Origin of the sequence: Rhizobium acidisoli (assembly GCF_002531755.2) — a bacterium.
Lineage (GTDB): Bacteria > Pseudomonadota > Alphaproteobacteria > Rhizobiales > Rhizobiaceae > Rhizobium > Rhizobium acidisoli.
Map to the genome: position 1 here is coordinate 2,514,460 of NZ_CP034998.1, position 14,661 is coordinate 2,529,120.

Genomic DNA, 14,661 nt, shown 5'->3' on the forward strand with positions numbered 1-14,661 from the left:
GTTGTTAGTATAAGAACTCTCCCCATTAACATTCGGTTAACCTTGGGAGACGCATGAAATGATCAGCAGAGCATCGAAATTCGGCCTTGCCATTGCTTCCCTCCTGGCAAGCAGCAGCTTGGCAACGGCAGCCCCGGCGGTCGTTAATTGCAACAGCGCAGTTCGCGGCACACTCGAATACAGGCTGTGCATGCCGACCAGAGCAATTCAGGCGGATGGCAAGTTCGGCCCGAACGACAACGATCGTGGCAGCCAAGGCATCGCCGGCGGCAAGAAGTCGTCCAGCACCGGTTCGGCCACCGGAACCGGTGGCAATGGCGATCAGGTTGCCGACGGCGGCGGATCGGACACCGGCGACGGCAACGGCAACGGCAACGGCAACGGCAATGATGACGACGATCATGGCGACGGCAAGGACCACGATCACCATGGCGGCAAGGGCGGAAAAGATCACGATCATGGCAAGGACGGCCATGGGAAAGACCACCACGGCGACAAGGACCGCGATCATCACGGCGGCAAGGGCGGAAAAGATCACGATCATGGCAAGGGTGGTCATGGGAAGGACCACCACGGCGACAAGGACGGCGATCATCACGGCGGCAAGGGTGGAAAAGATCACGGGCACGACAAGGATGGCCCGAGCCATGACGGACGCGACGGTCCTGGCAAGGACGGCAAGGACGGCCCCGGCAAGGGCGACAACGGCGGCCACGACAAGGACGACAATGGTGGCCCCGGCAAGAGCGACAATGGCGGCTCCGGCAAGAGCGACAATGGCGGCTCCGGCAAGAGCGACAATGGCGGCTCCGGCAAGAGCGACAATGGCGGCTCTGGCAAGAGCGACAATGGCGGCTCCGGCAAGAGCGACAATGACGGCCCCGGCAAGAGCGACAATGGCGGCTCCGGCAAGAGCGACAACGGCGGCTCCGGCAAGAGCGACAACGGCGGCTCCGGCAAGAGCGACAATGGCGGCTCCGGCAAGAGCGACAATGGCGGCTCCGGCAAGAGCGACAACGGCGGCTCCGGCAAGGGCGACAATGGCGGCTCCGGCAAGAGCGACAATGGCGGCTCCGGCAAGAGCGACAACGGCGGCTCCGGCAAGGGCGACAATGGCGGCTCCGGCAAGAGCGACAATGGCGGCTCCGGCAAAAGCGACAATGGCGGCTCCGGCAAGAGCGACAACGGCGGCTCCGGCAAGAGCGACAATGGCGGCTCCGGCAAGAGCGACAACGGCGGCTCCGGCAAGGGCGATAATGGCGGCTCCGGCAAGGGCGATAATGGCGGCTCCGGTAAGAGCGACAATGGCGGCTCCGGCAAGGGCGGCTCTGAATCCAAGCCGGACTAAGCTTATCCGCACAGAAATGCAAAAGGTGAGGCCGCTCTCGCGGCCTCACCTTTTTGAGTCATCGCTTTGTGTATCGATCGGCAGCAAATACGGCGAGGAAACCAACGCGTGGATCGTCACCTTCGGGCACGCCGCCGCCCCGCCCTCGCTCATTCCTGTCCTCCGACCTGACCACCGGGATGTCACAGCAATGAGGGTGGAGAAGTGGGCGCCCCGTCAAAGTCCCGTTGGTGCGATAGAATAGGGTGCCGACGGATAGTGTGGCCGCTTACGCCGCACAAGCCTCGCACAAACCGCGGATCTCGATCGTCGTCTTCGCTGGTTTGAACTTCTGCCCCCGCACCCAGGCCATCAGCCGGTGGTCGACCTCGTGATCGTGGAACTCCGTCACCTGGCCGCAGCTTTCGCAGATGGCGAAAGCGACGATCCCGTGGCTGTGGCAGTCATCGCCCGGATGGGCGCAGGCGACGAAGGAATTGATGCTTTCGAGCCGGTGCACGACACCGTATTCGAGCAGCTTTTCCAGCGCCCGGTAGACCTGCAGCGGCGCGCGAAAACCGTGGTCACGCAGCTTGTCGAGGATGGTATAGGCGCTGAGCGGCCCTTCGGCCTTTTCGAGCACGTCGAAGACCAGCGACTGGTTCTTGGTGAGTTGCGGTGTCGTCATGAACCTTGTCCTTGCATGCCTGCGCGATGCCGCCTGAGGGGAAGCAGGCTGAGAATGAAGAGGATCAGCGCCGCGACCACGATCGAGGGACCGGAGGGCGTGTCGTAGGTGAGCGAGCCGAACAGCCCGCCGACGACGGCCGCCGCCCCGATGACCGAGGCGAGCACCGCCATGATCTCCGGCGTCGCCGAAAAGCGCCGCGCCGCAGCCGCCGGAATGATCAGCAGCGAGGTGATCAGCATGATGCCGACGATCTTCATGGCGATGGCGATGACGACCGCCATCAAGAGCATGAAGAACAGCCGCGCCCGCTCGGGCTTCAGCCCCTCGGCCTCGGCAAGCTCGGCATTGACGGTCGCGGCCAGCAGCGGCCGCCAGAGCCAGGCCATCGCCACGAGCACGAAGAGCCCTCCGCCCCAGATCAGCGCGATGTCGGTCGGGGAAACCGCGAGGATATCGCCGAACAGGAAGGCGATAAGATCGATCCGCACCCAGCTCATGAAGGCGACCATGACGAGGCCGATTGCCAGTGTGGCATGCGAAAGGATGCCAAGCAGCGCATCGGCCGACAGCGCCTGGCGCTTCTGCAGGAAGAGCAGCAGCACCGATACCAGGGCTGCGACGGCAAAGACGGCCAGGGTCAGATTGAGTTCGAAGAGCAGCGACAGGGCGACGCCGAGCAACGCCGAATGGGCGATCGTATCCCCGAAATAAGCCATGCGCCGCCAGATGATGAAGCAGCCGAGCGGTCCCGTCGTCAGCGCCAGCCCGACGCCGGCAAGGATCGCGCGAACGAAGAAATCGTCAAGCATGGCGCTCCCCTTCAGCATGGGCGTGACCGTGATCGTGAGGGCCATGACCGTGGCTATGCCCATGGTCATGCGCGTGATGCCCGTCAAGCTCATGGTCCCGTTCGGGACCACGAGCGGGCTGGCAATGGTCGGTCACCGAACCGTCGGCATGTTGCACGCGTCCATCCGGCAGATGGGTATGATCATGGTGATGGCTGTAGACGGCAAGCGTCTGCGCCGCGCGGCTGCCGAACAGACGCACATATTCCGGGCTGCGGCTGACGGCTTCGGGCGTGCCGCGGCAGCAGACATGGCCGTTGAGGCAGATGACCGTGTCGGTCTCGGCCATGACGACGTGGAGATCGTGCGAGATCAGCAGGATGCCGCAGCCGCTGGCATTGCGGATCGATTTGATCAGATCGTAGAGCGCGATCTCGCCGGAGAAATCGACACCCTGCACCGGCTCGTCGAGCACGAGCAGGTCGGGTTTGCGGGCAATGGCGCGCGCCATCAGCGCCCGCTGGAATTCGCCGCCGGAGAGATGCTGCACCTCGGCATCGAGCATATGGTCGATGCCGGCGGCTTCGAGTGCCGCGCGCATGTCGCGTTCCGGCAGGGGGCCGGTCAACGTCATCAGCCGGCGCACCGAAAGCGGCAGCGTCCAGTCGATCGCAAGCTTCTGCGGGACATAGCCGACCTTCAGGCCGGCCAGACGCTCGACCCTGCCCTCATTCGGCTTCAGCACACCGATCGCCGCCTTGGCGCTGGTCGACTTGCCGGAGCCGTTCGGCCCGATCAGCGTCACGATCTCGCCGCGCGAGACGGAAAATTCGACGCCGCGCACAAGCCAGCGGCCGTTGCGCAGAACGCCGACATTCTCAAGCGAAACCAGCGGTTCGCCCTTCGTATTTGCGGGAGAGAGCATCAAATTTTCCGACAGCGCTGTTGCATCCTGCTATTGCACACGTTATAGCATAACGCAATTGATGTAATAACATAACATCTGCAATTCAAGCGGGGCATTCGATGAAACGCACCCTGGGCCCAGCCCTGAAGATCCTGGCCTTTAAAATTCCGCTCGCCCTCGCCCTCCCGGCGCTGGCGGTCCCCGCCTTGCTGTTTGCCGGCACCATGCGGGCCGCCGACGCGCCTGTGGTTGTCACCTCGATCAAGCCGATCCATTCGCTGGTTGCGGCGATCATGCAGGGTGTGGGCGAACCGGAGCTGATCGTCGATGGCGCCGCCTCCCCGCATACTTATAGCCTGAAGCCTTCGAATGCGCGCGCGCTGCAGGAAGCCAAGGTGATCTTCTGGACCGGCCCCGGCCTCGAGGCTTTTCTGGAAAAACCGCTGCAGGCGCTGGGCTCGAAGGCCAGCATCGCCGAGCTCGATCATGCCCCCGGCCTCGTCAAGCTGCCCTTCCGCGAAGGCGGCGCCTTCGAGCCACATGAGGATGGCGATGAGCACCATGGCGCTTCCGCCGAGGGTGAGGATCACGATCATGCCGCCGGCACCGGCCATGATGACCATGATCACGGACATGACGGTGACCATGACCATGGCGCCTTCGACACGCATCTCTGGCTCGACCCGATGAATGCCAAAGCCATGGCCGCCGTGATCACCACGACGCTGGTCGCCGCCGATCCCGCCAATGCGCTGACCTACCAGGCCAATGCCAAGGCGCTGGACGACAAGCTGACGGCGCTGGATAAGGAAATCGCCGCCACCGTTGCTCCCGTCAAGGACAAGCCCTTCATCGTCTTCCACGACGCCTACCAGTACTTCGAGCATCGCTACGGCATCCGCGTCGCCGGCTCGATCACCGTCAGCCCGGAAACCATTCCCGGTGCCGAGCGCGTGTCGGAAATCCACCGCAAGGTCGGCGAACTCGGCGCAACCTGCGTCTTTGCCGAACCGCAATTCGAGCCGCGCCTCGTCAATGTCGTCATCGAAGGCACGAAGGCCAGATCCGGCGTGCTCGACCCCGAAGCAGCAACGCTGAAGGCCGGCCCCGATCTCTACTTCACCCTCATGCGCGGCATCGCCGAGAGCATGAAGGATTGCCTCTCCAGCGCATGATAGCCATGCGGCGCTCCGGAGAGAGCTGAGGCGGAAAGAGGCGGATGACCCCGTTCCGCCTTTTTTCGGCTCTATCAATGTAATGATATAACATTAATATGTGAGGTTTCATGGACAACAGGCACCGGTCGCTTCGACCTCGACAGGGCCGAGACCCACCCGCTCTGGTACAAGGAGCTGCACGGCTTCAAGGACCACGTGCCGGAAACCGAGGAATATGGCATCCGCTCCTTCGTCTACCGCGAGAAGCGGCCCTTTCATCCGGCAAAATTGCAGGCCTTTCTCGACCTGACATGGCCGGGCGTCGTGCGCGCCAAAGGCTTCTTCTGGCTGGCGACGCGCCCGCACCATGTCGGCGAGATCAGCCAGGCGGGCGCCCTCGTGCGCACCGGCAAGATGGGTCTTTGGTGGGCAGCGGTGCCGCGCGAACAATGGCCCGACGAACCGGGCTTCATCAATGCCATCGGCCCCTATCTCGACCCCGTCTGGGGCGATCGCCGCCAGGAAATCGTCTTCATCGGTGCCGACCCGATGGACGAGGCCTGGATCAGGAGAGAACTCGACGCCTGCCTCATCGAGACCGAGGTCTTCACGCCCGATCGCTGGCGAAACCTGCCCGACCCCTTCGCCAGTTGGAGCCGCCAGGCGGCATGACGGCAACGGCGATCAAACCCTATCGCTGCGTTTGCACGGAGTGTGATCGGCTGCCGCCGATCGAGGGGCTGCATCCGTTGGCACATGACGGGGATGTGAAGGTTGATGCCGAAAGACCGAAGGGGTTGCTTGGTATTATTGCCAAGCGGGTGATAGCTGCACGGCGGCGGAATTAGGTGCAGACCACGCCCCATCCGCCCTCATCCCTGTGCTCGTCACAGGGATCCAGCGCGCCCAAGTCCTTGGGCGCCGAAGACTCTTCTGCGAACTCGCATAGAGTCATTCACCGCGCAGACGCGCGGTGGCTGGATTCCTGTGACGAGCACAGGAATGAGGTGAGTGGGAGAGCGAAAATGCCTATCGAGACGAGGTCTCGGTGCCGACGGAGTCTTCATGCGACACAGGGTCTCGATGCCCTAAGAATCGAGAAAGGGCGGCGAAAGCCACCCTCCCCTTGTCACCAATCAACGACCGGCAATAATGCTGGAGATCACACCGCTGGTGATGCCGATCAGCAGGTAGTCGTTGTCTGCCCGAACCCAGCGATAGCCGCGCGGCGGAGGCGCAAGCCGGTAGCGGCGGTAGTCGTTGACATCGTGAAACCGGCGGCGCTCGCTGGCATTGACGCGGTATCCCTTCTTCCAGTGCGGCCGGACAACCTTCTTCTCAACGATCACCCTCTTCTGCACGACGACAGGCGGACGGCGATGGTCATCGGCGCTGGCCTGGGAGACGACCATCGGGGAGAGAAGGAAGGAGGCGGAAAGGAGAGCTGCAAAAATCTTTTTCATGTGGGGGTTCCTCATGTTGGGCACGGGAGAAAACTAGGCCCGAACAGATGAACCGAAACTGAAGTTTAAATTAAACTTTCGTAATGGAATCCGAGACATAAGGCGCTGACTTTATATTTTAGATTAGACTTATACACCCTGACGAACTGGAGTTTTGCCTGGAACGCGATCGGCGGGCATCCCGAAGTTCTGATTCGATTTTCCGAAGGATTGGGCGCAGGTTCGATCCATGGAGCGCCCTTCGCGCGTTCGACCCTGCGGCTGGCGCCGTCGGGCCGTCGTCCGGAATCGCTCGATAGATGATGGAGGAAACCATGCCCGGCATCAGCATGCGCTACATCGTCGACGACGTCGACGCCGCCCTGGAATTCTACACGAAACATCTTGGCTTCTCGGTCGCTCTTCACCCCGCGCCCACTTTTGCCATCCTGACGAAAGATGGTTTTCGTCTGCTCGTCAGCGGCATGACGGGACCGGGCGGCGGAGCCCAGGCAATGCCGGACGGACGGAAGCCTGCGCCCGGCGGATGGAACCGCATCCAGATCGAAGTCGCGGACCTGGAAGCGGAAGTCGCCACGCTGCGCCAGGCGGGCGCGCGTTTTCGTGGCGAGATCGTACAGGGCATAGGCGCCAAGCAGATCCTGCTCGAAGACCCGGCCGGAAACCCGATCGAGCTGTTCGAAGCGCCGAAGAGATGATTGCCGCGGCAGCGATCATGCTCCGCATATCGGGCAAATCGCCCGCAAGATCCTGAAGACGATCGTCCGCATCGACATCGCTCGCAGCAAGAATGGCTGCCGCGCCTTGCTACCTCTGTCCGAGCGTGTAGTTTCGGATTGGGATCAATTCAGAGGTAGGGAAAACATGTCCGAATCCGCGGGCGGCGTCTTCGACTATGTCGGGATACTCGCCGTGCTTCTTCTGGTGGCCGCCAACGGCTTCTTCGTCGCTGCGGAATTCGCGCTGGTGTCCGTCAGGCGCAGCCGTGTCACCGAACTTGCCGCTACAGGCCGCATGAATGCCTCTGCCCTACAGCGCGCCGTCGACAATCTCGACGCCAACCTTGCCGCCACCCAGCTCGGTATCACCATCTCGTCGCTGGCGCTGGGCTGGGTCGGCGAGCCGGCGCTTGCCCATCTGATCGAGCCTCTGCTGTCCTGGCTGCCCGGGCAATGGGCGGCAACAGGCGCGCATACCGTCGCCATCGTCATTGCCTTCGTCATCATTACGGCACTGCACATCGTGCTGGGCGAGCTGGCGCCGAAAAGCCTGGCGCTTCAGCGCAGCGAGGCCACTTCGCTTGCCGTCGTGCGTCCGCTGAGGTTGTTCCTGGTGCTGTTCAAGCCGGCGATCTTCGTTCTGAACGGCATGGGCAACCTTGTGCTGCGGGGCGTCGGCCTTCGCGCCGGAACCGGGGAATCGTCGTTCCATTCGCCGCAGGAACTCAAGCTGCTGGTCGCCGAAAGTCAGGAAGCCGGTCTTCTCAATCAGGTGCAGCAGCAGCTCGTCGAGCGGGTGTTCAACATCGGCGACAGACCGATCTCCGACATCATGACCCCGCGTCTCGATATCGAATGGTTCGATGCCGACGACAGCGAGGCCGAGATCCTGAAGACCATCCGTGAATGCAGCCACGAACAATTGCTGGTCGCCCGCGGCTCGATCGACGAACCGATCGGCATGGTGTTGAAGAAGGACCTGCTCGATCAGGTTCTCGACGGCGGCAAGGTCCGGCCGATGGAGGTGATCAAGCAGCCGTTGGTGCTGCACGAGGGCACTTCGGTCGTGCGCGTGCTCGACAGTTTCAAGGCCTCGCCTGTCCGGCTCGCCATCGTCATCGATGAATATGGCAGCCTTGAGGGTATCGTCACCCAGACCGACCTGCTGGAAGCGATCGCCGGCGACCTGCCGGGATCCAACGAGGAGCCCGACATTATCGTGCGGGAAGACGGATCGCTCTTGATCGATGCGATGATGCCCGCCTTCGACGCCTTCGAGCGGCTCGGCCTGCGCGATCGTCCGGATGCCGATTTCCATACGCTTGCAGGCTTCGCGCTGCACCAGCTCCAGCACATCCCGGAAGCCGGCGAAACCTTCGTTTTCGATAGCTGGCGCTTCGAAGTTCTCGATATGGACGGCATGCGCATCGACAAGATGCTGGCAACGCGCATCCCCGCGGACGGGGAAGGCTGATGCATGTCGCCCGGAGGTGTGCAGCAGTTCCGGGCGACATGCATAAAAAAGAGCTCTAACCCACCGCCAGCGTCCAGAGCATTCCCGATATCGCACAGGCCAGCAACGTCGTGATCACAGACGTCTTGAACCGGAAGATCGCGATGGCGGCGGCGGCAGACAGCGCCATTGCCGCCGGCACGGCCGATTGCAGCACGGGGATATCGAGCCGCAAGCCGCCAAGGCTGACGGTCGCGACTTCGGCAAACAGCGTGTGCAGGCCAAACCAGAGGGCGAGGTTGAGGATGACCCCGACCACCGCAGCCGTGATGGTGGACATCGCGCCGGCGAGCGCCACATTGCCGCGCAGTTTTTCGATGAAGGGCGCACCGAGAAAGATCCAGAGGAAACAGGGTACGAACGTCACCCAAGTCGTCAGGATTGCTGCAAGCGTGGCGGCCAGCATAGGATCGAGCGAACCGGGATTGCGATAGGCGCCCATGAAGCCGACGAACTGAAGCACCATGATCAGCGGCCCCGGCGTCGTCTCGGCCATCCCCAGACCATCGAGCATCTCGCCGGGTTTCAGCCAGCCGAAACGCTGCACGGCCTCCTGGGCGACATAGGCGAGCGCGGCATAGGCGCCGCCAAAGGTGACGACCGCCATCTTGCTGAAGAACAGACCGATCTCGGTGAAAACATCGTGTGCCCCGAAAGCCGCATAGAGGGCGGCGATGGGCACGAGCCAGAGAGCCAGCAGTGCTGCCGACATACGCAGCGACCAGCCGAGATTGGGGCGGGCATGCGCCGGTATGCCCTCGCCGAGCGCCGACTCCGCATCCGACAGCACTGGGCCGCTTCCGGCCTTGTGGCCGCCGCCCGGTTTGAAGGCGGCGAGCCCGAAGCGGCCGCCGAGAAAGCCCGCGATGGCGGCGGCAAGCACGATCAGCGGGAACGGCACGTGCAGGAAGAAGATGGCGACGAAGGCCACCGCCGCAATCGCCAGCATGACGTTATTTCTGAGAGCGCGGCTGCCGATGCGGATGACGGCCTGCACGACGACGGCAAGCACCGCTGCCTTCAGCCCGAAAAACAGGCCGGCGACGATGCCGACGCTGCCATAAGCCGCGTAGATATAGCTGAGACAGAGGATCGACAGGAATCCCGGCAGCACGAACAATAAGCCGGCGACCAGACCACCCAGCGTACGGTGCATCAGCCAGCCGATATAGACGGCGAGCTGCTGCGCCTCGGGGCCGGGAAGCAGCATGCAGTAATTCAGCGCATGCAGGAACCGCTGCTCGCCGATCCATCGTTTCTCGTCGACGATGATCCGGTGCATAACGGCGATCTGGCCGGCTGGGCCGCCGAAACTCAAGGCGGCGACGCGCAGCCATACCTTGAAAGCGTCACCGAAGGAGACGCCGTGGTGATGCTCCTCGTCCGCATGCCTCTCCATCGTTTTGCCCGCGCGGCCGTTATCCGTCATCTCGGCCATCTCATGCCCTCTTCTTCGGCGCAGGCCAGTTGTGGGTTTCCTCAGTCGCGTCCCGGCACCAGCGGAAGAAGGCATCGTAGAGAAGCATTCCGGCTTCGAGCTGCTCCAGATCGTCGGAAAACATCCTGGAGAGACCGAGCGATGCTGCAAGCAGCCCAGGCGCCTCGGGCGCGAGATCGAGCCTTGCGGTATCCGCCGCCCTGATAATCTGCGCCAGACGAAGAAGCGGTTCGGACGCCAGGCCGAACTCCTCGACCATCACATCGAAGGTGCAGAGTTCGCCGCGATGGCTCCAGAACACGTCTTCGATATCGAAGGGGACCGCCCCGAAGCGTTCGCCGACGGCTATAACCTCGGGCGCCGGCACGAACAGGAAGACGGCGTTCGGATCGACGAAGCGTCGGATCAGCCAGGGACAGGCGATGCGGTCGATCTTCGGCCGCGCCCGTGTCACCCAGACGGTGCGCCCCTCGGCGTCGCGGCGCGGAAGCTTTTCCGCTGGCACTGCCGCTCCGCCGGCAATCCAGGCTTCGAAGCCGCCTTCGAGGCTCTCGGCGTCGATCCCGGCATGGCGCAGATAGGCGGCCACACCATGGCTGAGCTTGCTGCCCCTTTGACAGACCACCACCACAGTGCCGGCATTCATGCTGGCCGCCCAGGACGCAACCTCGGCATGATCGCGCCGGATCGAGCCCGGAACCAGGCGCGGATCGAGCGCGAAGTCCTCCTCGGTGCGAACGTCGACGATGCAAGGCGCGGCGGGGGTTCCAATAAGGCGGCTGAGTTTGTCGGGAGAAATTTCGAGAAATGACGGCATGACGCGTCCTCCGTTGATCGGTGTTACTGGACGCGATTCTTCAGCATGACGCCTCGTGGGATGATCGCAACCCCATGGAAAAACCATGCGCAAACAGACCCCGCCGTGTCAAGCGGGCGCTTGCATAGAACAGCGGAACACAGCCGATCAGGGTCAGCTGCCGCCCGGAATCCCTTGATATCAACTGCTTCGCGGTCCCGGTACGGAACAAAATCCTCACTTCGGCATTATTGTTTCACCGAAAGAGGAGAAAGTACCATGACGTACGACCCCAATAATGCCAACGACCCGAACCGCCCGCTGAACCCAAATCTGGATCTGCGCACCACGCCGAGCGCGCGCAGCAATAATACGTGGGTTGTCTGGGTCGCTGCATTGGCCGTGATCGCTGTCGCTGCATTCGCCTATTCGCAGTGGAGCACCCCCGGCACATCCCCGGATACGACAGCCTCCACGACCCAATCCGAGCCGGCACCAGCGGCGCCTAAGCCGATCGCTCCGACCGACAACAGCGCAACGCCCGCACCGGCACCAGCACCGGCCACTCCGCCGGCTGCCCCTGCCCAGCAGTAACTGCTGCTCGGCTAAAGGAAGCCGGCCCAATGCCGGCTTCCTTTTCTGTCGCGCGCTCTTGAATACCGGCAGAGAAAGCTTATTTTAGAAATATTGAATTTGTCTCTGACGGCTGACCACGGATGTACTGGCAGCCGTTATCGAGACAGATCTAGGAAGGGTCGGTGCGAGTTTCGCCCGGCCTTTTTTCTTGACCTCCCCACAATTCTCGCAGCGGGATTTTATTTGGGGATTCTGTTATAGAAGGACTGGGGGTCGTACACGCACTGGTAGTCGAGAAGGCAAATCTTGCCGTTGGCATCCCTGACCCTTGCAGTGTCGTACTTGTCGCCGAGATTGCACCTGGCCGGAGGATAGCGAAAGCTGCGGCCGCCGAAGCCCATGCGCACGAAAACTGCTTTGTCTTTGCGGATGATCTGCGCAAGCTCCTCGCAAGTATGATCCCTGGCATTGACCTCCACTGCCTCGATGGCAAGGGCTGCGGACGGAAACAGCAGCACAATCGCCAGAACAATGCTTTTCATGAAAACTCCTGAATGTGGGATAACTTTTTGACCGAACCGGCCCAAGACCATCCCGCTCTACGGAAAATTATAGGGGGATGCCGGGTCGAAGACGCAGGCATAGTCGAGAATGCACTGCTTTCCGCCAGCATCACGGAAACTCGTGCTGGTACGCTTTTCGCCCATGCTGCATTGCGCCGGCGGATAGCGGAAGCTTCGGCCGCCGAAGCCGACACGGACGAAGACCTTCTTATTCTGGCGGATGATCTGCGCAATCTCACTGCAGCTATACACGCTCGCCTTGATCTCCTTCGCCCCCGCGGCAAAGGCCGGCAACGGCAGAGACAAGGCAACGACTAGAACGACGCTTCTCATGGAACCCTCCCGCTTATCTAAGAGCAAATAGGGCGCGAGGATCCACGCTGCCAGACATGCCGACGACACCAACCATGCCGCCCGGCCCCGGACAAATTCCGGCAGGCCGGAAGATCCGGCCTGAATTCAAATAATTCAATCTTATCAAGAGATTTGGTGGGTGATGTAGGGCTCGAACCTACGACCCGCTGATTAAGAGTCAGCTGCTCTACCAACTGAGCTAATCACCCGTTCGCGCTTGGCTGCGCGGTGTGACGGGGCGTATAAACAGGATCGGCAGGCTTGTCCAGCGCATCGGCGAAAATTCTTTGGTTAATCGCGAAGATTTTTCGGCATGACTGAAATGCGGCGCATGATCCCGGAAACTGGGATCGATTTTCGGACAGGATTAGACGCAGATTCAAAGCGATAGAATGCCACGCATGCGGTCGGACGCGTGGCACGCCATAAAATCAAAGGTCGAGCGTGCCGCTCGCCAGCCGCACCGCCTGGCCGCCGATCCGCGCGTTGGAGATCGTCCCGCCGTCGACATCGATATGCAGATGGATGAAGGATGGCCGGCCCATCTCGACGCCTTGTTCGATCATGATCGGGTGATGCCCGTCCGTCAGCCGGTCGAAATGGTGGATCGCACCGGAGAGTGCCGCCGCCGCCGAACCGGTGGCCGGGTCTTCGACGATCCCCATGCCGCTTGCGAACATGCGCGCATGGAACTTCGCCACATGGTTGACCCCACCGCGGCAATAGACATAGGCCGAGGCAAGCGCACCCTCGACGAAAGGCACGATCTTTTCCCAGAGCTGCGGATCGAATTCCACCCGCTGCGCGGCGCCGACATCGTGCACCGGAATGAGCAGGAAGGGAACGCCGGCGCTCCAGACCGAGGGCACGTGATTTTCAAAGCCGATCTCGGTCACCTTCAGCGACAGCGCATCGGCCATGCCGAGCTTGTCGAGCGGCATGACGGCCGGCTGCGATTTCCGGGGCAGGTCGAATTCGGCAAAGCTCGCCTCGCCCTCCCTCAGCCGCACCGCGCAGCGCACCGGCCCGACGTTTTCCTCAAGCACCGTCACGAGATCGAGCGTCGCCGCGCCATGCGCCCGTTCGGCCAGCGCCACCGCCGTGCCGACCGTCGGATGGCCGGCAAACGGCAGCTCACGCCCCGGGGTGAAGATCCTGAGCTTCGCCGCATAGGCGGGATTGCTCGAAGGCTGCACGAACACCGTCTCGGAGAGATTGATCTCCCGGGTGATCGCCTGCATCGCCTCGTCGCTGAGATCGTCTCCGTCGAAGATCACCGCCAGCGGGTTGCCCGCCAGCTTTCGATCGGTGAACACGTCATAGACGCTGTAGCTTCGCGCCACATCGGCCTCCTTGAATCGGTCATCGCGCCGCCAACCTGCCCGACCAAACGGCCGAGTGCAAGGCGCTAGAGCGGTTCAGCTTTTCACGCAAGCGAAGAACCGCTCTAAGCTTTTGTTTTAACGCAATTCCCGGCAAAAGCGCTTTGCGCTTTGCCTGGGAAAACCGCTTCGCACTTTTCCTGGAATTGCTCTAAGTCAGATGGATGCAAGGAGCCAAGCCGGAGCGTGTCCTTCGAGGCGCTGGCCTTTGGCCTCTTATGCGTCCGCCTTGCCGAAATACCAGCTAATGACCGGCAGCATGGAGATGTTATAAGGATATGCCTTGGGATCGGCCGAGCGGATCGCAACTGCACCGGCGATCTCCTTGTCCTCGGCGACCAGCATGTGGGCCTCGATCCGCTTCACCATCTCCTCCGCCGTCATGTCGAAGCGGAAGAGCCGCATGAGCGTGACCGTGCGTTTGGAATAGCTGGCGTAGAGCCCCTGCCCTGCCACGGAATCGGAAAGGTCGAGGCCTGTCTCCTCATGGACCTCGCGGCGCATATTGGCCTCGATGTCGCAGCGCCCGTCGACGATATCCTCCTGTTCCAGCGACCCGGCGGCGAAATAGACCTGCCCGGGATTGGCGGTGTGGGCGCCCATGCGGATCGCCACCAGCGCGCCGTCTGAGCTTTCCAGCACCGGATAAGCAAAGATATGCAGGCCGCCCTGGCGCTGCGGCTGCCGGCGCCACCACATGAAGGCGGAAAAGGGCGTGACGTAGCCCTCGCCCGCAATCCCGTCCTCTCCGAACGACAGCCGCTGCTGGAACACCAGCCGCCCGTCGAAGAGCGCCGGGTTGGCGGCGGTTTCCTTGGCCCAGTTCTCGCGGATCGCCGCTTCCTCGGCGACGACAAAGGGATGGCTGCCGGGCAGGACGCGCAGATCGACGCCGGCGATCGGGAAGACGGTGGCTTCCGGCGGCCAGCCGGCGAAATCATCGGAAAAATCGCTGCTTGCAAATTTCATGTTCAAATTGGTTTTCAT

Annotated in this window: 16 protein-coding genes, 1 tRNA gene and 1 pseudogene; 7 read left to right on the plus strand and 11 right to left on the minus strand. The window is 62.2% G+C overall.

The window, feature by feature from the left end:
* Positions 1-58 precede the first annotated feature (58 nt).
* Positions 59-1,348, plus strand: a complete 1,290-nt coding sequence (locus CO657_RS12445; protein WP_128715550.1) for a hypothetical protein — start codon at positions 59-61, stop codon at positions 1,346-1,348.
* Positions 1,349-1,616: 268 nt separating this feature from the next.
* Here the strand turns inward: CO657_RS12445 and CO657_RS12450 are convergent, their stop codons facing one another.
* The 3 genes from CO657_RS12450 to CO657_RS12460 are packed head-to-tail and all read right to left on the minus strand — an operon-like array spanning position 1,617 to position 3,731.
* Complete coding sequence (locus CO657_RS12450) at positions 1,617-2,015, minus strand: Fur family transcriptional regulator (RefSeq protein ID WP_003593569.1); 399 nt, start codon at positions 2,013-2,015, stop codon at positions 1,617-1,619.
* Positions 2,012-2,827 carry a zinc ABC transporter permease subunit ZnuB gene (znuB, locus tag CO657_RS12455; protein ID WP_054183324.1) on the minus strand — a complete coding sequence of 272 codons (816 nt, stop codon included), beginning with the start codon at positions 2,825-2,827 and terminating at the stop codon, positions 2,012-2,014. Before znuB ends, CO657_RS12450 begins: the two co-directional genes overlap by 4 nt.
* The gene (locus tag CO657_RS12460) at positions 2,820-3,731 is read right to left on the minus strand and encodes an ATP-binding cassette domain-containing protein (protein ID WP_003593564.1); all 912 of its coding nucleotides are present in this window, start codon (positions 3,729-3,731) and stop codon (positions 2,820-2,822) included. The genes znuB and CO657_RS12460 overlap by 8 nt, the downstream gene beginning before the upstream one ends.
* A gap of 101 nt (positions 3,732-3,832) precedes the next feature.
* On the opposite strand from CO657_RS12460, the gene CO657_RS12465 reads away from it, so the two are divergent.
* From CO657_RS12465 to CO657_RS37275, 3 genes and pseudogenes are all read left to right on the plus strand, one after another.
* Positions 3,833-4,888 carry a zinc ABC transporter substrate-binding protein gene (locus CO657_RS12465; RefSeq protein ID WP_054183323.1) on the plus strand — a complete coding sequence of 352 codons (1,056 nt, stop codon included), beginning with the start codon at positions 3,833-3,835 and terminating at the stop codon, positions 4,886-4,888.
* Positions 4,889-5,008: 120 nt separating this feature from the next.
* A pseudogene (locus CO657_RS12470) lies at positions 5,009-5,542 on the plus strand (GTP-binding protein); the annotation flags it as partial.
* Entirely contained in the window at positions 5,539-5,718 is a 180-nt protein-coding gene (locus CO657_RS37275) for a hypothetical protein (protein ID WP_082366282.1), read from the plus strand. The pseudogene CO657_RS12470 and the gene CO657_RS37275, both read left to right, overlap by 4 nt.
* Positions 5,719-6,006: 288 nt before the next feature.
* On the opposite strand, the gene CO657_RS12480 is transcribed toward CO657_RS37275, so the two are convergent.
* Positions 6,007-6,333 carry an RcnB family protein gene (locus tag CO657_RS12480; protein WP_054183322.1) on the minus strand — a complete coding sequence of 109 codons (327 nt, stop codon included), beginning with the start codon at positions 6,331-6,333 and terminating at the stop codon, positions 6,007-6,009.
* 314 nt (positions 6,334-6,647) lie between these two features.
* On the opposite strand from CO657_RS12480, the gene CO657_RS12485 reads away from it, so the two are divergent.
* Together CO657_RS12485 and CO657_RS12490 are read left to right on the plus strand one after the other, a co-directional pair.
* Positions 6,648-7,031, plus strand: coding sequence for a VOC family protein (locus CO657_RS12485; RefSeq protein WP_054183321.1), 384 nt, complete (start codon positions 6,648-6,650; stop codon positions 7,029-7,031).
* Between the two features lie 166 nt (positions 7,032-7,197).
* Positions 7,198-8,526: a hemolysin family protein gene (locus CO657_RS12490; RefSeq protein WP_054183320.1), complete on the plus strand. Its 1,329-nt coding sequence runs from the start codon at positions 7,198-7,200 to the stop codon at positions 8,524-8,526.
* A gap of 55 nt (positions 8,527-8,581) precedes the next feature.
* On the opposite strand, the gene chrA is transcribed toward CO657_RS12490, so the two are convergent.
* Entirely contained in the window at positions 8,582-10,003 is a 1,422-nt protein-coding gene (gene chrA / locus CO657_RS12495; RefSeq protein ID WP_054183319.1) for a chromate efflux transporter, read from the minus strand.
* Position 10,004: 1 nt separating this feature from the next.
* Positions 10,005-10,820, minus strand: coding sequence for a chromate resistance protein ChrB domain-containing protein (locus CO657_RS12500; RefSeq protein WP_054183318.1), 816 nt, complete (start codon positions 10,818-10,820; stop codon positions 10,005-10,007).
* Positions 10,821-11,078: 258 nt separating this feature from the next.
* Here CO657_RS12500 and CO657_RS12505 point away from each other — a divergent pair, with 258 nt between their 5' ends.
* Complete coding sequence (locus CO657_RS12505; protein ID WP_012558192.1) at positions 11,079-11,393, plus strand: hypothetical protein; 315 nt, start codon at positions 11,079-11,081, stop codon at positions 11,391-11,393.
* 221 nt (positions 11,394-11,614) lie between these two features.
* On the opposite strand, the gene CO657_RS12510 is transcribed toward CO657_RS12505, so the two are convergent.
* The 5 genes from CO657_RS12510 to CO657_RS12530 all read right to left on the minus strand — a co-directional run bounded on the left by CO657_RS12510 (position 11,615) and on the right by CO657_RS12530 (position 14,661).
* Positions 11,615-11,917 carry a hypothetical protein gene (locus CO657_RS12510; RefSeq protein ID WP_054183317.1) on the minus strand — a complete coding sequence of 101 codons (303 nt, stop codon included), beginning with the start codon at positions 11,915-11,917 and terminating at the stop codon, positions 11,615-11,617.
* Positions 11,918-11,974: 57 nt separating this feature from the next.
* On the minus strand, positions 11,975-12,271 hold the full coding sequence (locus tag CO657_RS12515) for a hypothetical protein (protein WP_054183316.1): 297 nt from the start codon (positions 12,269-12,271) through the stop codon (positions 11,975-11,977).
* A gap of 154 nt (positions 12,272-12,425) precedes the next feature.
* A tRNA-Lys gene (locus tag CO657_RS12520) sits at positions 12,426-12,501 on the minus strand.
* Between the two features lie 222 nt (positions 12,502-12,723).
* Positions 12,724-13,635: a PhzF family phenazine biosynthesis protein gene (locus tag CO657_RS12525; RefSeq protein WP_003593544.1), complete on the minus strand. Its 912-nt coding sequence runs from the start codon at positions 13,633-13,635 to the stop codon at positions 12,724-12,726.
* A gap of 255 nt (positions 13,636-13,890) precedes the next feature.
* Positions 13,891-14,661, minus strand: a complete 771-nt coding sequence (locus CO657_RS12530) for an NUDIX hydrolase (RefSeq protein ID WP_054183315.1) — start codon at positions 14,659-14,661, stop codon at positions 13,891-13,893.